The organism is Photobacterium obscurum (genome assembly GCF_026191635.1).
Taxonomy (GTDB): domain Bacteria; phylum Pseudomonadota; class Gammaproteobacteria; order Enterobacterales; family Vibrionaceae; genus Photobacterium; species Photobacterium obscurum.
Genome location: NZ_JAKRRW010000023.1, coordinates 68,586 through 87,784 on the forward strand (window position 1 = coordinate 68,586; position 19,199 = coordinate 87,784).

The window sequence follows — 19,199 nt, forward strand, 5'->3', positions numbered from 1 at the left end:
TTTCAGAGCGGGTCAACCTTGGTTGGCCCGTTTTTTTATGGCTGCTCGTCAATCATCCAGTGACAGCATTTGATATAATGCCCATATGTATGCGACTTCTGACAAGAGCTCCTCTCTGATGCTTTATTCCCGACTTTCCGCCTCTCTGCTGGCCCATGCAGACGATCCTCAACGATTTGTTTTAGCCCTTAGCGGAGGGTTGGATTCTCGGGTATTGCTCCATCTGATGGGACAGTTCATCCGCCAGCACCCCCAGCATCAGTGCGTGGCTGTCCATGTCCACCACGGCCTGAGCCCGCATGCCGATAGCTGGAGCCAGCACTGCCAGCGTTGGGCTGGACAAGAAGGGATCGAATGCTACGTGGAGCAGGTCACCCTAGCGCTAGGAAGCCGGGTAAGTGTCGAGCAGCAAGCCCGGGAGCATCGCTATCAGGCGCTTGGCAAACACCTCAATACCGGGGATATCCTATTAACCGCGCAGCATGCCGATGATCAGCTTGAAACCGTATTGCTCACCCTGAAGCGTGGCAGCGGACCGGCAGGCTTGGCTGCAATGCCAGAACGTACCCCATTTGCCGATGGTCTTCATTTGCGTCCCTTACTGACATCAACCCGTCAGGAAATCGAGCATTATGGCCTGCAGCACCAGCTAGAGTGGGTCGAAGACGAGAGTAACCAGGATGTGCGTTATGACCGTAATTTTCTGCGCCACCAGGTGACGCCGCTGCTGGTCGAACGCTGGCCTGGTATTCGCAAGGCTGTGGCACGGAGTGCGGCATTATGCGGTGAGCAGGAAGCCTTGTTACAGGAGTTGCTGAAGGACAAACTGGAGCAGGCCGTGTATGTCGACCAAAGCTTGCTGATCTCTGCGCTGGGGTCGGAGCGAATGGGCAAGCAGCTGATCCGCCAGTGGCTTGGGCTGTTTGATGTTTTGATGCCGTCACAGGCCCAGTTGGAGCAGATCTGGCGTGCGGTTGTGCTGGCCAAATCCGATGCCAACCCTCAGCTATGTTGGAACAATGTTCAGATCCGGCGTTATCAGCAACGACTGTACCTTGTTCGGCAATGGCCGGATATCAAGGACTGGCAGCAAACCTGCGAGCTCGACCAGACCTGTCTGTTGCCACAGGGTCTAGGCGCACTAACATTGCGAGCTGCTAGCGTGGGCAAGGGGCAGTTACGGCTGCCTCGGGGGGATGAGGTGGTGTCTGTGCGCTTTGACCCTGAAGCGATTGAGGCCAAGCCGGTCGGACGGGTCGGTAAGCGTAAGATGAAGAAGCTATTTCAGGAATATGGGGTACCCAGCTGGAATCGCCGTCGTACTCCGTTGGTTTTCTATGGTGAGCAGCTGGCTGCTGTTGCCGGATTATTTGTTGTCGATGCATTTAGTGGCCAGGATTGTGACCTAGAGTGGCACAATGATGTATCTGATGTGCAATTTTAGGCTGAATAGTGCACAATTGTTAATTGCCTGATTGTCACCTTAAGCTGTGATGTTCAAGGTGAGAGTGAAGTACTGGAATCAAACAGAATTATAAGAGGACCGAATGAAGAAAGTTCTTGCAATTGCAGTGTTAGCGACAGTGATGTCTGCTCCTTCTATGGCTGGTGGTGATGCGGCAGCCGGTAAAGCCAAGGCCGCGGTATGCGCAGCTTGTCACGGCGTCGACGGCGTCGCAATGATCCCGGGTTACCCGAGTCTAAAAGGCCAGAACGAGCAATACCTGGTTGGTGCATTAAAGGCTTACAAAAACAAGCAGCGTACTGGCGGAATGGCAATGGTCATGCAGCCACAGGCATCGATGCTCAGCGATGAAGATATTGCGAATGTTGCGGCTTATTTCTCACAGTTAAAATAAACCTGCAGCGTTACGTCCAAAAGAGCCGCTATCTGCGCCCGCAGTCAGCGGCTTTTTTATGTGCGCTATAAACTGTAACGCAAAATTTCCACCTGCCTGATTATAATTTACCCAGTCGGTTTTCCTGCTGTTGATTAAAACCTTGGTAGGTATTATTGTACTAGCACGCTGATACGTTAATGTTGTCTAGGAGTCATTATGAGTAAACCATCCACACTTGGGGGGGCGTGTATTATCGCCAGTGTTTGTGTTGGGGCAGGCATGCTTGGATTGCCAAGTGCAGGTGCGGGTGCGTGGACGTTATGGAGTGTGATCGCCATTTCTTTCACTATGATCATGATGACGCTTTCCGGTTGGTTATTATTAGAAGCACTTAAGCATTATGAGTTTAAAGCTTCGTTTAATACTGTCACCAAAGATGTATTAAGCAACAAGATTAATATCATCAATAATTTGTCGTTATATTTTGTGGGTGGAATTCTACTTTATGCGTATATTTCAACATCCGGCATGATTTTCAGTGAAATGCTAGGTGTCACGCGTGAATTGGCTTCTGTCTTGTTTGTTGCATTCTGCTCGGCCTTTGTTTTGCACTCTACCCGTGCAGTGGATCGTATTTCTATTGTGTTGATCCTCTTTATGATCATCAGTTTTGTGCTGGGTGTATCAGGGCTGGCTTCGAATATCAGTGTGCCGGTCTTGTTTGCACAAGGCCAAGGTGAAACCCCATACTCGGCCTATGCGTTAGCCCTGTTGCCGGTCGCATTAACATCATTTGGCTACCATCATTCAGTGAGCACGATGCGTGATTACTACCAGGATGAGCACCGTGCCAAAAAAGCGATTTTTTGCGGTACGCTAATTGCGCTTACATTTTATCTGGGCTGGGTGATCTGTATTTTTGGCAATTTACCGCGTGAGGCGTTTGGCCCTGTTGTGACCGCTGGTGGTGGCGTGGATGCTTTGATGTCGGCACTGACTGCAGCCATCGATTCAAATAGCATTAAACAAGCCCTGCATATCTTTTCCATTGCCGCGATTGTCTCATCTTTCATTGGTGTTGGGTTGGGTGTGTTCGATTACCTGGCTGATTTCTTTAGCTTTGGCGATACCAAGCAAGGGCGACTAAAAACCTGGGGTGTGACGTTTATTCCGCCGTTGGTGTTCTCGTTAGTGGCACCGTTTGGTTTTGTTGCCGCGATTGGTTTAGCCGGTGCTGCTGCCACGATTTGGACCTGCATTATTCCGGCGACGTTGGCAAAAACATTACGTCAAAGAATGCCGGAACAAGAAGGCTTTGTGGTACCTGGGGGAAATGCGACGATTTATGTGGTGATTGCATTCGGGGTACTGACAGCCGCCTTCCATCTACTGGCAATGGCGAATCTACTGCCTGTTTTTAAAGGCTAGATTATCGGTGTATTCATATCCATCAAAATCAATGGAATAAACGCTGAATCATGTATCAGCGCATAAAAAACGGAAGCCTTGGCTTCCGTTTTTTGTTGGGATAGGTTGGGCCGGTTTAGCGGAATTGCTTTGCTTCAGGGAGGTAGTCAAAGCCTGCCGCTGCCAGTCGGTCAATCAGCTTTTGTTTGTCGATATCAAAGAACTTGACCAAGCTATCCAAGTCACCAAATTCATCACGGATCTTCATGTTGACGATGCTCATCAGCATCACTGGATCCATTGTTTCAAAACGTTCCAAGCCCATTATTTGTCCTCGTGATCGCTCATCAGCAGGTTGGCAGCAGCAAAGGCAGCGCGTTCCCTGACTTCCATTGGTAGCTCTTCATTTGATGCGACGTAATCCAGGGTCTTGACTGCACAGTGAATGGCGTTCGGGATATAGCCTAACTCACCGCCGCCAATTTGGGCGTAGGTCATTCGGATTAGCTCGCAGCATTCGTAAACTTTCATGCTTATTCCTTACTTAATACTAATTTCATCAGTTAACTGCTGTAGCATCGCGCAGTTCATTGATGAAATCAGTATTCGGGGCTGGCTGTAAGACAGTCGCTGGATATTACTATACCAGAGGTACGGGGAATGAATATGGCAAAGCGATTGAGAATCGTTGAGAGTGGTTATTTTTTGCGCTTGTGGCGGTAGAGCTGACGGTCTGCACGGTCGACCAAGGTGGTGGTACTATCGCCTTTCTGGTATTCAGAGAACCCACAGGATGAACCAATCTTTAACGTACGCAATGTCTGGTCATCGGCCATGAGCTGCTGTACGCGTTTGGCGACATGCAGCGCCGACTTGTCGGTTGCTGGCTGAAGGATAATTGCAAACTCATCCCCGCCGATGCGGTAGCAGCGATCAGAGGCCCGGACGGCTTGTTTGAGGATCGCAGCAAAACGGCGAATGACCTTGTCACCGTCAAGGTGGCCAAAACGGTCGTTAACTTGCTTGAAATTATCCAGATCAAACATCAGCAATACCAGCCCGACATTTCTGCGCTCACTCATGGCAATCGCATGGAGAATATCTTGCTCAAAGCTGTTGCGGTTACCTAGTGTGGTCAGGTAATCGCGCAGAGCCATATTTTTGACACGGCGATATTCAATTGCATTCATTAGTGGGCCGGCAAACAACCGGTGGTAGGTATGAAGAAGGTTAATCTCATCCTTATCGAGGGGGTAGGGAGTGCTGTACTGCAACTTGCCCAGCTCATTATCACTAAAGCGCAGGACAAAGCTCTGACGGTATTGGGTGGCCTTGCCTCGGCGGATTAAGGTAGACGTGGCGTCTAATTCCCATACAAGACGGCTAATATCGATTTGTTTTTCAACTTCACGGGTGAAAATTTCAAATATCAGGCCGAGGTCCAGTTTCCCCTGGAGCTTTTGCAGGATCAACAGGCGCTGATCAGCACCAAGGGGTTTTGCCCTTGGTTTGCTATTTTCCGCAAAAATATTATTCCAGAGAATTGGATCCATAAAAGCGTCAAAAAAAAGATAAGAGGTTAACTATAGGCAAATATTAAGCCATTTCAACAGCTATGCCGTTTTTTTATTAATAATCTACTGATTTTATTTCAAAAAATTGCGGAGGATCGTCTCTTGTTCCTGAGTGTCCTGATATCCGAGCTCAATCAGGGCATTAATGTAGGCAGGTTCAAACAAAATATAACTGGTGATGGCGGCATCATCTTTGGGGCTGATCCCTGCTAATCGCATTAATGCCCGTGTCATCGGCGGCATGTGGCAATAATTTTCCTGTGCCAGGGGCTCGAAAGATTGGCTCGGAAAAAGGTGGATATGGTCAACAATTTTCATGCCCAGCATTTTCTGCTCTGATTCGGGCAGAGCCTGCAATAAGGAATTGGTACGCGATAGGTGTTCGAGATCGGCTGTCAGGGTATCGCTGAAGATGGTATCCATCAGGTGTCCGCCAAGAGCCGCTAAGCCGGGGGCTTTGGTGGGATCCCTTTGGCTGAGTTTTTGGTTGATTAAATCGATGATGAGTATCTTGTCGGCTCCCATTTTCAGCGAAGGTCTCAGCGGAGCAAGCTGGTGGATGGAGCCGTCACCATAATAGGCCTGACCAATGCGGGTTGCGGGAAAGACCAGCGGAATTGCCGCAGATGCTAGTAAGTGCTCTGTGGTGATTAATGACCGGCGTCCTTTTGACTTGGCCCTGTCCCATTCGGTTAATTCCTGTTGGCCCTGGAAGAAGCTTACCGACTGGCCACTTTTGTAGCTTGAGGCGGTAATTGATATACCGTGCAGGTTTCCGGCAAGAATTTGCTTTTCCAGCCGTTTATAGTTATTCACCTGGTTTAGTAACTGACGCAGCGGGCGGCTATTTAACAATCCGAAGGGCGGGCGAGCATGGTGATCAGCCTGCAGGCGGGCAAACCATTGATTGGCGAGGTAGCTCGTCATTCCGTAGGCACTGGCGCTGAAAACTCGTCGGCTATGCAGTCGTGACCAGATCCATTCCAGCTTTTTGACGCCGAGCCTAAAGCAGGAGGCATAACAGGCAATAGAGGTAACGTTGATAGCACCGGCTGAGGTGCCGCAATAGATAGTGAACGGACTATGATGAACCCGGGGATACCACTCGGCAATGGCTTTGAGCACTCCGACCTGATAGGCCGCCCGCGCTCCGCCTCCAGATAATAACAAGCTGATTTTTGGCTTATCCTTTGCCATTCAAACGCTTCTCGTATTCTTCATTCTCCTAACTATACAAGGAAATAAGCCGGAGTCGAAAGGTTAGCTGGCGCAGAAAATAAAAAAGCCTCCGCGAGGGAGGCTTTTTCTAGCGGGTTAAGTTATTAAGCCAATTTCTGCTTAACAAACTCAACGATGTCGGCAATCGCAACACTTTCTTTGGTGCCCGCACGACGGTCTTTATATTCCATCTCGCCATTTTCTAGGCTACGGTTACCGATAACGATAGTGTGAGGGATACCAATTAGCTCATGATCCGCAAACATCACACCTGGGCGTTCTTTACGGTCATCAAATAGTACTTCAATACCGGCTGCCGTTAGTTCAGCGTATAGCTTTTCAGCCGCTTCTTTAACTTCAGCAGACTTCGCCATGTTCATTGGTACGATAGAAACCTGGAACGGTGCGATAGCGTCTGGCCAGATAATGCCGTTTTCGTCGTTGTTCTGCTCGATAGCAGCAGCCACTACACGGGTACAGCCAATACCGTAACAACCCATTTCCATAATGGTGTTTTTACCATCAGGACCAAGAACGGCAGCGTTCATTGACTTAGAGTAGTTGTTACCTAGCTGGAAGATGTGACCTACTTCGATGCCGCGTTTCAGCAGCAGGGTACCTTGACCACATGGACTTGGATCGCCTTCAACAACGTTACGTAGATCTTCAACCTGGCCTAGCTCAACGTCACGACCCCAGTTGATACCGAAGTAGTGTTTGTCGTCGATGTTGGCACCAGCACCGAAGTCACTCATTACCGCTACAGAGCGGTCAACGATGAATGGCACAGGTAGGTTAACCGGGCCTAGTGAGCCAGGACCTGCATTAACCAGGGCACGAATTTCTTCTTCTGTCGCGAACTCAAGTGGCGTCGCAACACAAGATAGGTTTTCTGCCTTGATTTCGTTCAGCTCGTGGTCGCCACGGATGATCAGTGCAACCAGATCTGCTTCAACGTCATCAGATGCTTTCACAAACAAAGTTTTCACTGTGTTTTCGATAGCGATACCGTGTTGTTCAACTAGCTCAGCGATAGTTTTCGCATTCGGAGTATCAACCAGCGTCATCTCTGCCGTTGGTGCTGCACGTTCAGTTGTCGGTGCTAGCGCTTCTGCTTTTTCGATGTTCGCAGCGTAGTCAGAGTCAGTTGAGAAGGCAATTAAGTCTTCGCCACTTTCAGCCAATACGTGGAACTCGTGAGAACCAGAACCACCGATTGAACCTGTGTCAGCCAGTACTGGACGGAAATCCAGCCCCATGCGGCTGAATACGTTGCAGTATGCTTGGTGCATTGTCTCGTAGGTTTCAACCAGGCTTTCTTTGTCCAGGTGGAATGAGTAGGCATCTTTCATGATGAACTCACGAGAACGCATTACACCAAAGCGTGGGCGAACTTCGTCACGGAATTTAGTCTGGATCTGGTATAGGTTCAGCGGAAGCTGCTTGTAAGATTTCACTTCGTTGCGAACCATGTCCGTGATCACTTCTTCGTGAGTCGGACCTAGTACAAACGGTCGGTCGTGACGGTCAGCGATACGTAGCAGCTCTGGACCAAATTTGTCCCAGCGACCTGTTTCTTCCCATAGTTCAGAGGGCTGAACCACGGGCATTAACGTTTCGACTGCACCGGCATTGTTCATTTCTTCACGAACAATGTTTTCGACCTTACGCAGAACACGCAGACCTGTAGGTAGCCAGGTATAAAGACCTGAAGCCAGCTTACGGATCATACCTGCACGTAGCATCAGCTGGTGGCTGATAACTTCTGCGTCGTTTGGAGTCTCCTTCAGCGTTGAAAGAAGATATTTACTGGTACGCATTGATGGTATCCGTTGGTTGATATGAATTTGATAAGTGATGGGGACATCCCCAACCGCCCAAAGAGGCGGTAACCGTATATACTACCAGCCATTTGGCTGTTCGCCAAAGGGAACAGGCCGGCGTACGTTTAATCTTTTTGTTTCGCCATCGGCTTTTCGAGGGCGGTGACGGTTACTTTTTTGTCATCGACAGTGAACTTAACATTGTAGTCGAATAAATGGACGGCGTATTCCTTGGTGTCATGCTTGCCTTTTTTGTAGGCTGGTCTTGGATCCTGCGCCAGCACTTCTTCTATGACGGCCCGTTGCCTTGCCAGTTGGCGGCCGGTAAGTTGTGATTCGGCCTTGTCAGTAAAGATCACCTGTAAGGTATCGGGCTCCTCGCTCGCAAACCCGCCAGTCGCCAGTGGCAGGCTGTCGGAGTAGGGAATATAGGGCTTGATATCGACAATCGGGGTACCATCGACCAGATCAACCCCGCCTAGCTCTATAATGACATTTTTTCCGTCTTGGCGGATCCCCTTGAATTCAACTGCTGACATTCCGATACCGTTTGGCCGAAAGGTTGCCCGGCTGGCAAACACCCCGATACGTTCATTGCCGCCGAGGCGAGGAGGGCGGACTGTTGGTCGCCAGCCGGCTTCCAGATTTTGGTCAAATAAGAATAACAGCCACAGATGGCTAAATTGCTCGAGTCCTCGCACGGCTTCAAGGGCATTGGCGTCGCCTTGCAGTACGATTTCGGAACGGGCGCTGGGTACTAATCCCGGTTGGCGTGGCACGGCAAATTTTTCTTTGTAGGGTGAGCGAATAATACCAATTGGCTCAATTTGATAGGTCATCTGGATAACGCCTCGATTTGTTTGATGCAGAAAATATCATAAAAATGCAAACGAAGTCTTGATGAGAATTGTTATCAAGTGTTATATTATAACATATCTCACCCGAAAGGGTTGTTAGTTAAGGAGTATAAAATGAAACCAGGTATCCACCCCGAGTACCGAACTGTTGTTTTCCACGACACCAGTGTCGATAAATATTTCTTGGTGGGGTCGACGCTGAAGACCGATAAGAGCATTACCTGGGAAGATGGTAAGGAATACCCTTATTACACCTTGGATGTTTCCTCTGAATCACATCCGTTTTATACCGGCAAGCAGCGGGTGATCAGTACAGAAGGCAGGATGGCAAACTTCAGTCGTCGTTTTGGCCAATTTGGTACGAAGAAAGGAGAGTAGGATGAAGGTGTTAAGCTCACTGAAAAGTGCCAAAGCCCGCCACCGCGATTGCCAGATAGTGAAGCGCCGAGGCCGAGTCTATGTGATTTGCAAGACCAATCCCCGGTTCAAGGCAGTACAAGGGAAGGCCAGGAAAAAGTAGTATACGCCTGACAAAAAGGCTTCTCATAGCGAGAAGCCTTTTCGGGTTTATCTATTGATGGCAAACCGCATTACCAGCCTTTAACCACGCCACCTTGGAAGATTTCTTTTGCCGCCGTGTATACAGCCTCTGACTGGTAGGCCTTAACGAACGTTTGTACGTTCTCTGCGTTGACGTTGTCTTCGCGGGCAACAATCAGGTTTACATATGGCGACTCTTTATCTTCTACAAAGACACCGTCACGTTCTGGTGTCAGGTTGATGCTGCTGGCATAGGTCGTGTTGATGATCGCAAGTTGCACATCGTCAAGCGAGCGCGGTAGCTGTGCAGCTTCCAATTCGACAATTTTCAGGTTCTTCGGGCTGTCGATAATATCGAGTACGGTTGCTGTCAGGCCGGCACCCTCTTTCAGTTTTAGCAGACCTTGTTGCTCAAGCAGCAGCAGTGAACGCCCCAGGTTGGTTGGATCATTCGGTACCGCAATTTGGTCGCCTTCTTTTAGCTCGTCAATCGATTTGATTTTGCTAGAGTAAGCCGCGATTGGGTAAACAAAGGTATTACCTGCTACCGCAAACTTATAACCGCGGTCGGTTACCTGCTGATCAAGGTAAGGCTTGTGCTGGAAGGCATTGATATCGATAGAGCCTTCTTCCAGAGCTGCATTGGGTGAGACGTAGTCGGTAAAGGTGATCAGTTCTACATTCAAGCCATATTTATCCTTGGCTTCCTTGGCAGCCACCTCGGCTACCTGGGCTTCTGCCCCAGCCATAACCCCAATTTTAATCTTGCTGTTGTCGACGGTGGCTTCTTTTTCTCCACAGCCCGTTAGTACAAGTGCCGATGCCAGACTTGCGACGGCGAAAAGATTCTTCAGATTAAGCGCCATGTTATTTCTCCTTAAAGCGGGGGTTTTCCGTAATACTAGATGGTAATTATTAGTTAATGTTTTTTTCTGTTTAGCGGTGATCAGCTCGTTTGACCATGTAGTCACCTACCGATTGAATCAGCTGGACTAAGACGACCAGCATAATAACGGTGATCAGCATGACAGTGCCGTCAAAGCGCTGGTAACCGTAACGGATACCGACATCACCCAGACCACCGCCACCGACCGTACCGGCCATTGCCGAGTAGCTGACGAGGGTAACGAGTGTGATGGTGACCGCATTGATAATGCCCGGTAGTGCCTCTGGCAGAAGGACCTTGCTGATGATCTGGCTTGGGGTTGCACCCATTGCCTGAGCCGCTTCAACCAGACCGGTCGGCACTTCCAAAAGGGCCCCTTCGACCAGGCGGGCAATAAATGGGATCGCCCCGACGGTCAGCGGTACGATTGCAGCCGCAGTACCAATTGAGCTACCGACCACAAAGCGGGTGAACGGGATAATTGCAACCAGCAGGATAATGAATGGGATAGAGCGGCCGATATTGGTAACCGTTCCCAGTACCTTGTTCAGGTTTCGGTTCTCTAACAGGCCGTTATCTTTGGTGAGATGAAGGGCTACCCCGACAGGAATACCGATAGCAAAGCCAATCAGCCCGGAGGCAAATACCATGATTAACGTCTCACCCAGCGCATCGATTAGCAAGAAAGTCAGGCGTTCGTTGGCCTGCCACCAGCTGGAAATAGATTCAGGCCACATAACCCAGTACCTCTACATTAACTTTGTGATCACGAAGAAAAGCAATTGCCTGATCGGCGGCCTGCTCTGTGCCAAAGAACTCAGCCATCATCAGGCCGAATTTTACCCCTCCGGCATAATCCATATCGGAGCTTAGAATGCTGATATCGATATTGAATTCGCGGGCGACTTGGCTGATCAGTGGGGCATCAACTGATGCACCGGTAAATTCCAGCCTGACTAGCGGATAGCTGTTTGTTACGCGCCTTTCGACAAGGCGGGCCTTATAGTCCTCGGGGATCGATAAATCCAGGGTCGAGCGGATGAAGTTTCGGGCAAGATCTGTCTTCGGGTGGGCAAAAATGTCACCGACAGGTCCTTTCTCGACCAGCTCGCCGTCACCGATGATAGCCACCTCGGCGCAGATACTTTTGACTACATCCATTTCGTGGGTGATTAGCAAAATGGTCAGATTCAGCTTGCGGTTAATCTCTTTGAGCAGGGTCAGAATCGATTGAGTGGTTGCCGGATCCAGTGCACTGGTTGCTTCGTCACACAGCAAGACTTTGGGATCGGAGGCCAGTGCCCGGGCAATAGCTACCCGCTGCTTCTGGCCGCCACTGAGGTTCGATGGATATGATTCACTCTTGTCGGCCAGCCCAACCAGTTGCAGCAGTTCATTGACCTTGGCTTTGATGTCTTTCTTCCCTTTGCCTGCCAGCTCCAGCGGCAGGGCAATATTGTCGAATACTGTTCGTGATGACAGCAGGTTGAAGTGCTGGAAGATCATGCCAATTTTACGGCGGGCAAGTGTTAGTTCCTTGCTAGAGAGCTGGGTTAGATCGATGCCGTCAATGATGACATGGCCGCTGGTAGGCTTTTCCAGCAAGTTGACGCAACGGATTAGGGTACTTTTACCTGCCCCTGATGAACCGATTACGCCGAAGATGGTGCCTTGCTCAATGGTCAGATTGATATCACGCAGCGCGTTGATTTCCTTCTCCCCCTGATAGAACACTTTATTTACTCTATTTATTTCTATCATCGAACTTCCTGATATGTATACCTGCTGCCCAGGCAAAGTTTACGAAGGTAAAAGCCTGTAATCACAGATATATCGTAATGCTACTTGTTGTGTTTACATTGTCATTGTTTTGTGCGTAAAGTGTTTCTTAAACGCATCTGTTGTGTTGATGCTAGGGCGTCTAGATGGCTAAGTCAATAGATATTTTTACGTCTAGACGTCTAAATGGCTTTGTGGCTAGCTGTGTCGATAGTCCGCTGACTTACAGGCAAAAAATATAAACAGATGAATCCCTGCCGTAGCCATGCGATAATTTGCCTTAATATATATAGACAGAGGGCTGACTTTTGGCCAAACCAGCAGTTTTTATCGATCGTGACGGCGTGATCAACGTCGACCATGGTTATGTTCATACCGTCGATGACTTTGAATACGTAGAAGGTGTTTTTGAAGCGTGTAAAAAGCTCAAGGAGATGGGGTATATGCTTGTTCTGGTAACCAACCAGGCAGGAATTGCCCGAGGTATGTACACCGAAGATGAATTCCTGACCCTGACCGAGTGGATGGACTGGAACTTTGTCGATAATGGTGTTGAGTTTGACGGTATCTATTATTGCCCTCACCACCCGACAGAAGGCCAGGGCGATTATCTGCAGGACTGCGAGTGCCGCAAGCCGAAGCCGGGGATGTTCATCTCGGCCCGAGATTTCCTGAAAATAGACATGGCCAACTCGGTGATGATCGGTGATAAAACCGATGATATGAAGGCAGCCGAGGCGGCGGAAGTTGGTACCAAAATCCTTGTCCGTACTGGCAAGCCGGTTACCGAGGCTGGCGAAGCACTAGCAAGTGTCGTGCTGGACAGTGTTGCCGATGTGCCGGCATGGCTTGCTGCACGCTAATACAGCAAGAATTGATTAAGAAAAAGGTCGCTTCGGCGGCCTTTTTTAATGCTGCTATTTTCTCAGGTAGGGCTTATCTAATCGGTATCTACTACCCCTGACTTTCTGTTTACTGCCTTCATGCCATCAGCCCACACTGGACACCTGTGTTTTAGATAATCTGCCTAAGATAAGGTGACTTATTGGGAACAACTCATAGCCTTGATTAAAAGCTGAAATTTCTTGTTACTGCTATCTTTTAATGAATTGGAACTTTTTATTGAGAGAAAGCAAGACATGGAGTAAGTCAGTACATGTTGTCATATTTTCTTCGTCGAATGGCATTGGTCATTCCGACCTTCATTGGAATTACCATTCTTATCTTTGCCATCACACGTTTCGTACCGGGTGGTCCTGTCGAGCGTATGCTTGCCAATATGCAGTCACAAGGTGATGGTGCGGCATCAATGACGACTGCAGGAGGAAGTTCTGCGCTATCTGAAGAGCAAATGGCTGAGCTGAATGCCTTTTACGGGTTGGATAAACCGGTATTTGAGGCCTATACGGATTGGCTTGGAAAGTTACTGGTACTCGATTTTGGTGAATCAACCCGATATTACGAACCTGTTATTGAGATGATTGCCGAGCGTCTGCCGGTGTCAATGTTCTATGGTGGTATGACGTTCTTTATTAGTTATTTTATCTCTATACCGCTGGGTTATTACAAGGCTCTCAAGCACGGTTCAGTGTTTGACTCCGGCTCTTCGATTCTGCTCTTTATTGGCTATGCATTACCGGGCTATGTGGTCGGTGTTCTGTTGATAACATTGTTTAGTTATCACTTGGAGTGGTTCCCGATGGGGGGCTTTGTCGGGGAAGATTTCGACGATTATGAAACAACCTACGAGCAGTTAAAGAATGTGATGTGGCATGCGGTATTACCGCTTATTTGTTATCTCATTGGTGACTTCGCGACCTTGACGATGACAATGAAAAATAACCTGATGGAAAACCTGTCATCCGACTACATCCGTACCGCCATAGCCAAAGGGTTGCCCTTTAGAAAAGCGGTACGCAAACATGCACTCCGTAATAGCCTGATCCCGATCGCCAGCCATTTTGGTAATTCACTGCTGTTCTTTATGACTGGATCGTTTTTGATCGAGGTGATCTTCAATATCGATGGGGTAGGCCTTCTTGGTTATGAATCGATTATGGAGCGAGATTATCCTGTGGTAATGGGGATTGTCGCTATCAATGCGGCCATGCTGCTGGTCGGTAATATTCTTTCTGATATCTGTGTCGCTCTTGTCGATCCTCGTGTGAAGTTTGGAGCGTAATTATGTTGAGCTTGAACCCGTTAACCAGAAAGAAAATTAAACGTTTCAAAGAGATCAAACGGGGGTACTGGTCTTTTCTGATCCTAACGACATTATTGCTTCTCTCTCTTGTGGCCGAATTATTGATTAACAGCAAGGCGCTGGTAGTGAAGTACAACGGTGAGTACAGCTTCCCGGTGTTCAGTGGTGTGCGTCAAGGTTCGGAGTATGGACAAAGCTCTGCCAGCGAGGCGGATTACCGAAAATTACAGCGAGTTTTCGAGCTGGAAGGCGGGGACAACTTTGTTGTGATGCCACTGGTGCCGTGGAACCCGTATGAACAGGACTTTAGCGGTGATTATCCCCCTAATGCACCAGATGCGGCTACCAAACACTATCTGGGAACCGATGTTATAGGCCGGGATATCTTGGCGCGCTTGGTATATGGCTTTAGAACGGCGATGGGGTTTGCACTGCTGACCATGGCTATCTCGTACGCGATTGGAACGGCCATCGGTTGTGCTATGGGCTTTTTCGGTGGCAAGTTTGATTTATTTGTTCAGCGACTTATCGAAGTGTGGTCAATGGTGCCGTTTCTCTATGTCATCATGATACTGGTATCGATCACCCAGCCAACCTTTACCTTGTTTGTTGCCATTAATGTTCTGTTCGGATGGATGGGGATGACCTGGTACATGCGCACCATGACCTATAAAGAGTCAGCCCGAGAATATGTTATGGCCGCCAAAGCCATCGGGGCATCCACGTCTCGAATTTTGTTCAAGCATATATTGCCAAATACCATGGTGATGATCGTGACCCTCGCCCCCTTTACGATTGCCGCCAATATAACGGCATTAACCGCGTTGGATTATTTGGGGCTAGGGTTAATGCCCCCCACACCGAGTTGGGGAGAATTGCTGCAACAAGGAAAATCGAACCTCGACTCTCCCTGGATAGTAACTTCAGTGGTCACGGCCATTGTACTAGTCTTAGTTATGGTGACATTTATTGGCGAGGCGATACGTGCAGCTTTCGACCCGAAAAAATTCACTCGATATATTTGAGTCGCCGTCAATACAAGGATGTATAAAATGAATGAGAAACTAACGTTGTCCGCAGTCGCGGTGTTCTCAACTTTAAGCTTGTCCGCATACGCAAATACTTTGCCCGCTGATTTGAGCTGGGTATCCAATATGGATGAGCCGCTGTTTGCGTCCGCTGAAGCTAAATTTGGCGGCACGCTGAGAATGTCGATGCAGAGCTTCCCCCAAACCCTACGGAGTGTTGGCCCTGATGCAAATTCAGGATTGCGCGGCTTCTTCATGGATGGCGCACCCAAACTTGCAGCAAGGCATCCGAATACCGGAAAGTGGATCCCGCAGCTGGCATCAGCCTGGGCCTTTGGAGCAGATCATAAAACCGTGTACTTCAAACTGAATCCGCAGGCAAAGTGGTCTGACGGTCAGAAAATTGATGCCGATGATTACCTGTTCATGCTCAAGTACTATCGTTCGAAAGACATTATCGACCCTTGGTATAACGATTTTTTTGTCAATCATATCGAGTCGGTGACCAGGTTCGATGACTACACGATTGCGATTAAATCAAAAATGGCTCTGAGTGATGATGAGCTGATGGTAAAAATCAACTTGCCGAGTAATGGTCTTCAGCCGCGGCCGGAACATTTTTTCAAGCTAAGCAAAGACAAGAACGGCGACGGTATTGATGACAATTTTGTACGTAAGTACAACTTTAAAAGTGAGCCGACAGCTGGGGCTTATTATCTGGATAAGGTCAAAAAAGGAAAAAGCGTTACTTTTAAGCATGTCGGTAAAGACTGGTGGGGCTATTCCAATCGGTACTACCAGAACCGTTATAACGTAGAGAAAGTCCGTATTCGAGTGATCCGTGATTCGGATATTGCCCGTAAACACTTTGAAAAAGGGGATTTGGATACCTTTGGTTTGGTATTGCCGCAGTTGTGGCATGAAAAGGCCAACTCAAAACCCTATCAGCAAGGTTATATTGCAAAGTTTTGGGGCTATAACCAGGTTGTTCAGGGCGCTGGTGGGCTATGGATGAATACCGCCAAACCTCTTCTGGATAACGTGAATATTCGGGCAGGGATCACTTACGCGACCGATTTTGACGGCATGATTACAAATGTCCTTCGTGGTGACTACAGTCGTAAGCCGCATGGGCTTGGCTATGGTCATGGGGGGTATGATCGTCCTGATAACAAAGCGCCAGCGTTTAACCCTGAGCTTGCGGTCAATTATTTTGAAAAAGCTGGCTTTGATAAAATTGGTTCCGATGGTATTCGGGTCAACAAGGATGGTCAAAGGTTGACGTTTGCGATTACTTACGGGACGCCCATGCACTCGCCCCGCATAGCCTATTTGAAGGAGCAGGCCAAGCTGGCTGGGTTGGATTTCAGCTTGAACCTAGTCGATGGCTCGTCAGCGTTTAAATATATTCTTGAGAAAAAGCATGACTTGGCTTTTGTAAATATGGGGGCAGGAGAAATCCCGTCATACTGGGAATACTTGCATTCCGATAATGCCAAACCGCAAACCAATAACCATACCAATTACCGCTCGGCTGAAATGGACGCCAAAATTGAAGCGTTTGACGCGGAATTTGATGTGAGCAAAAAACATGTTATCTCGCATGAAATTCAGAAGATGGTGAGCGAAGCCTTCATTATTGTCCCTGGATACATGGTGCCATATACCCGAGAGGCACATTGGCGCTGGGTGAAATATCCGACTCCGGCAATGACCAAGCAGACAGAGGCGATGTTCTCGCCGATAGACCTATCAACTTTTTGGATTGATCAAGATCTGAAGAAAGAAACCAAGACCGCAATGAAGAAAGGCAAGACCTTCGAACCCGTCGTTGTGATTGATGACACGCATAAGCTGTAACAGGAGAGCGGTATGTCTTCCGATGTAATTTTAAGTGTCAGGGATCTGGAAACGGAATTCACGACTGATGATGGAGTAGTGAAGGTCCTTCACGGGGTTAATTTCGATGTCAGAAAAGGACGAACCCTTGGTTTGGTGGGGGAGTCGGGTTGTGGTAAGAGCGTTACTGCAATGTCGATTATAGGTTTGCTGCCCAAGCCCTACGGCCGAGTAACTAAAGGACAGATCCTTTATCGAGGGACAGATTTGGTGACGCTTCCTCCCGAGAAAATGTATGCGATGCGTGGAAATCGTATTTCGGTTATTTTCCAGGATCCGATGACGGCATTGAATCCGGTGCATAGTGTCGGCCGGCAGATAAATGAAGTACTGGAACTGCATCGCCCTGAGTTAAATAAACAACAGCGACAAGCTTACTGCTTGGAGATGCTAACTAAGGTTAGGATCCCAATGCCGGAAAAGCGGTTGAAGGAGTACCCGCACAACCTTTCAGGAGGAATGCGCCAGCGTGTCATGATTGCGATGGCTCTTGCGTGTAAGCCTGACATACTTATCTGTGATGAACCCACAACGGCACTCGATGTGACTGTCCAGGCTTCTATTCTCGATCTCATGATTGACCTACAAGAAGAAACCGGGATGGCAATGATCTTTATTACTCATGATTTAGGCGTCGTTGCGGAAATCTGTGATGATGTCGCGGTGATGTATGGCGGCAAGGTTGTCGAGTTTGCCAATGTTTATGACTTATTTGATAACCCGCAGCATCCTTACACTGAACGCTTGATGGGGTTGATGCCGAGTTTAGATAGCGAATCTAAACAACCTATTGATACTGCACTTTTCCCTGAGTTCAACGGATAGGACTTGTTTTAACAGCGAATAAAGGCTGTCCTACGAAAGGATGTGAATATGGAAGAAATCCTGCGAGTTGAAAACCTAAAACAGCACTTTGTGTCAGGTAAAGGTATTTTAAAAAAAGGTTATGTAGTTAAAGCGGTTGATGGCGTTTCATTTTCTGTTGCGCGGGGGGAGACGCTGGGGTTAGTTGGTGAGTCCGGCTGTGGGAAGAGCACTCTCGGGCGTACCATTTTAAAACTGTATGAGCCGACCGAGGGAAAAATCTTTTTTGAAGGCAACGATATTACAGCGATTTCTGCCAAGCAGATGCGACCGTTGCGTAAAGAAATGCAGATTGTCTTCCAAGATCCGATGGAGTCACTGAATCAGCGCCATACCATCGGAATGATCCTGGAAGAGCCCTATATCATCCATAACGTGGGTACGACTGCGGAGAGGAGAGAGTGGGTAAAAGAGTTATTGGTTAAAGTGGGCTTGCCAAAATCGTCGGCTGAGCGATATCCACACGAGTTCTCGGGGGGACAGCGTCAGCGAATAGGTATTGCCCGTGCAATAGCGCTAAAGCCTAAACTGCTAATCTGTGATGAGTCGGTGTCTGCGCTGGATGTCTCGGTACAGGCGCAGATTCTGAACTTACTTCTCAAGCTGCAGAAAGAAATGAATCTGGCGATTATTTTTATCTCTCATGACTTATCGGTTGTTAAGCATATTTCCGATCGCGTTGCCGTGATGTATTTCGGTAAGCTGGTTGAGTTAGGCTCTGTCCAAGAGATCTATGACTCCCCGCAAGCTGAGTATACGAGAAAGTTATTATCGGCCATCCCTATTACTCACCCTAGGGATCGTATTAGAAAAAAGTCTAAGCAATTTACGGAACATGTAGCTTGACGAGAGAAGTCGTGAACGGGCGGCTACGCTTGTGCTTAAAGTGGCCGTTTTTTTTGTTGTTGGATAAAGTTTGTTCGGTTGATTCGTTGGGTGGGATTTTTTTTAAAAACGCCCTTGCCAAGACGATCGAACTCTCTATAATGCGACCTCACTGACACGGAGCACGGCAACTTAAGCCGCTAACCAGTCAGTTTGTTCTTTAACAATTTGACCATGCAATCTGTGTGGGCACTCGTGAAATGATTAGTCAAACCTTTTGTCTTCACTTTTTAAAAGTGAAAGCAAATTTGGTATCAATGAACTGAGTGACCAATACAAATACTAAGTTTACTTATTATTTGGCACAGTCAATTCTTATCTTTTATAGATAATTATCAGTATTCGTTGAGCCGACCAAAATCTTAAATTGAAGAGTTTGATCATGGCTCAGATTG

Annotated in this window: 20 protein-coding genes; 11 read left to right on the forward strand and 9 right to left on the reverse strand. The window is 48.2% G+C overall.

Features of this window, described 5'->3' with window-relative positions; genetic code table 11:
• The first annotated feature begins 118 nt into the window (after positions 1-118).
• From tilS to MD588_RS21445, 3 genes are all read left to right on the forward strand, one after another.
• Positions 119-1,444, forward strand: a complete 1,326-nt coding sequence (gene tilS / locus MD588_RS21435; protein WP_265699764.1) for a tRNA lysidine(34) synthetase TilS — start codon at positions 119-121, stop codon at positions 1,442-1,444.
• Between the two features lie 103 nt (positions 1,445-1,547).
• The gene (locus tag MD588_RS21440) at positions 1,548-1,859 is read left to right on the forward strand and encodes a c-type cytochrome (protein ID WP_265699765.1); all 312 of its coding nucleotides are present in this window, start codon (positions 1,548-1,550) and stop codon (positions 1,857-1,859) included.
• A gap of 198 nt (positions 1,860-2,057) precedes the next feature.
• A complete protein-coding gene (locus tag MD588_RS21445) occupies positions 2,058-3,269 on the forward strand; it encodes an aromatic amino acid transporter (protein WP_265699766.1) in 1,212 nt (403 codons plus the stop codon).
• 115 nt (positions 3,270-3,384) lie between these two features.
• On the opposite strand, the gene MD588_RS21450 is transcribed toward MD588_RS21445, so the two are convergent.
• From MD588_RS21450 to tsaA, 6 genes are all read right to left on the reverse strand, one after another.
• Positions 3,385-3,573, reverse strand: coding sequence for a DUF4250 domain-containing protein (locus MD588_RS21450; RefSeq protein WP_265699767.1), 189 nt, complete (start codon positions 3,571-3,573; stop codon positions 3,385-3,387).
• Positions 3,573-3,779: a YaeP family protein gene (locus MD588_RS21455; RefSeq protein ID WP_265699768.1), complete on the reverse strand. Its 207-nt coding sequence runs from the start codon at positions 3,777-3,779 to the stop codon at positions 3,573-3,575. The genes MD588_RS21450 and MD588_RS21455 overlap by 1 nt, the downstream gene beginning before the upstream one ends.
• Positions 3,780-3,946: 167 nt before the next feature.
• The gene (locus tag MD588_RS21460) at positions 3,947-4,801 is read right to left on the reverse strand and encodes a GGDEF domain-containing protein (RefSeq protein ID WP_265699770.1); all 855 of its coding nucleotides are present in this window, start codon (positions 4,799-4,801) and stop codon (positions 3,947-3,949) included.
• 93 nt (positions 4,802-4,894) lie between these two features.
• Positions 4,895-6,019: a patatin-like phospholipase family protein gene (locus tag MD588_RS21465; protein WP_265699771.1), complete on the reverse strand. Its 1,125-nt coding sequence runs from the start codon at positions 6,017-6,019 to the stop codon at positions 4,895-4,897.
• A gap of 125 nt (positions 6,020-6,144) precedes the next feature.
• Entirely contained in the window at positions 6,145-7,860 is a 1,716-nt protein-coding gene (locus MD588_RS21470; RefSeq protein ID WP_265699772.1) for a proline--tRNA ligase, read from the reverse strand.
• A gap of 128 nt (positions 7,861-7,988) precedes the next feature.
• Complete coding sequence (gene tsaA, locus MD588_RS21475) at positions 7,989-8,702, reverse strand: tRNA (N6-threonylcarbamoyladenosine(37)-N6)-methyltransferase TrmO (protein ID WP_265699773.1); 714 nt, start codon at positions 8,700-8,702, stop codon at positions 7,989-7,991.
• A gap of 132 nt (positions 8,703-8,834) precedes the next feature.
• Here tsaA and MD588_RS21480 point away from each other — a divergent pair, with 132 nt between their 5' ends.
• Positions 8,835-9,098, forward strand: a complete 264-nt coding sequence (locus MD588_RS21480; protein WP_265699774.1) for a type B 50S ribosomal protein L31 — start codon at positions 8,835-8,837, stop codon at positions 9,096-9,098.
• A 1-nt stretch (position 9,099) separates the two neighbouring features.
• Positions 9,100-9,240: a type B 50S ribosomal protein L36 gene (gene ykgO, locus MD588_RS21485; protein ID WP_265699775.1), complete on the forward strand. Its 141-nt coding sequence runs from the start codon at positions 9,100-9,102 to the stop codon at positions 9,238-9,240.
• Positions 9,241-9,310: 70 nt separating this feature from the next.
• On the opposite strand, the gene MD588_RS21490 is transcribed toward ykgO, so the two are convergent.
• The 3 genes from MD588_RS21490 to metN all read right to left on the reverse strand — a co-directional run bounded on the left by MD588_RS21490 (position 9,311) and on the right by metN (position 11,907).
• Positions 9,311-10,126 carry a MetQ/NlpA family lipoprotein gene (locus tag MD588_RS21490; RefSeq protein WP_265699776.1) on the reverse strand — a complete coding sequence of 272 codons (816 nt, stop codon included), beginning with the start codon at positions 10,124-10,126 and terminating at the stop codon, positions 9,311-9,313.
• A gap of 70 nt (positions 10,127-10,196) precedes the next feature.
• Positions 10,197-10,883: a methionine ABC transporter permease gene (locus MD588_RS21495; RefSeq protein ID WP_265699777.1), complete on the reverse strand. Its 687-nt coding sequence runs from the start codon at positions 10,881-10,883 to the stop codon at positions 10,197-10,199.
• Positions 10,873-11,907 carry a methionine ABC transporter ATP-binding protein MetN gene (gene metN / locus MD588_RS21500; protein ID WP_265699778.1) on the reverse strand — a complete coding sequence of 345 codons (1,035 nt, stop codon included), beginning with the start codon at positions 11,905-11,907 and terminating at the stop codon, positions 10,873-10,875. The genes MD588_RS21495 and metN overlap by 11 nt, the downstream gene beginning before the upstream one ends.
• Positions 11,908-12,233: 326 nt before the next feature.
• Here metN and gmhB point away from each other — a divergent pair, with 326 nt between their 5' ends.
• From gmhB to MD588_RS21530, 6 genes are all read left to right on the forward strand, one after another.
• The gene (gene gmhB / locus MD588_RS21505; RefSeq protein WP_265699779.1) at positions 12,234-12,788 is read left to right on the forward strand and encodes a D-glycero-beta-D-manno-heptose 1,7-bisphosphate 7-phosphatase; all 555 of its coding nucleotides are present in this window, start codon (positions 12,234-12,236) and stop codon (positions 12,786-12,788) included.
• 293 nt (positions 12,789-13,081) lie between these two features.
• Positions 13,082-14,107, forward strand: coding sequence for an ABC transporter permease subunit (locus MD588_RS21510; RefSeq protein WP_265699781.1), 1,026 nt, complete (start codon positions 13,082-13,084; stop codon positions 14,105-14,107).
• Positions 14,108-14,109: 2 nt separating this feature from the next.
• Entirely contained in the window at positions 14,110-15,153 is a 1,044-nt protein-coding gene (locus MD588_RS21515) for an ABC transporter permease (protein WP_265699782.1), read from the forward strand.
• Between the two features lie 27 nt (positions 15,154-15,180).
• Positions 15,181-17,016, forward strand: coding sequence for an extracellular solute-binding protein (locus MD588_RS21520; protein ID WP_265699784.1), 1,836 nt, complete (start codon positions 15,181-15,183; stop codon positions 17,014-17,016).
• Between the two features lie 12 nt (positions 17,017-17,028).
• Complete coding sequence (locus tag MD588_RS21525; RefSeq protein WP_265699785.1) at positions 17,029-17,880, forward strand: ABC transporter ATP-binding protein; 852 nt, start codon at positions 17,029-17,031, stop codon at positions 17,878-17,880.
• Between the two features lie 48 nt (positions 17,881-17,928).
• Entirely contained in the window at positions 17,929-18,765 is an 837-nt protein-coding gene (locus tag MD588_RS21530) for an ABC transporter ATP-binding protein (RefSeq protein ID WP_265699786.1), read from the forward strand.
• Positions 18,766-19,199 lie beyond the last annotated feature (434 nt).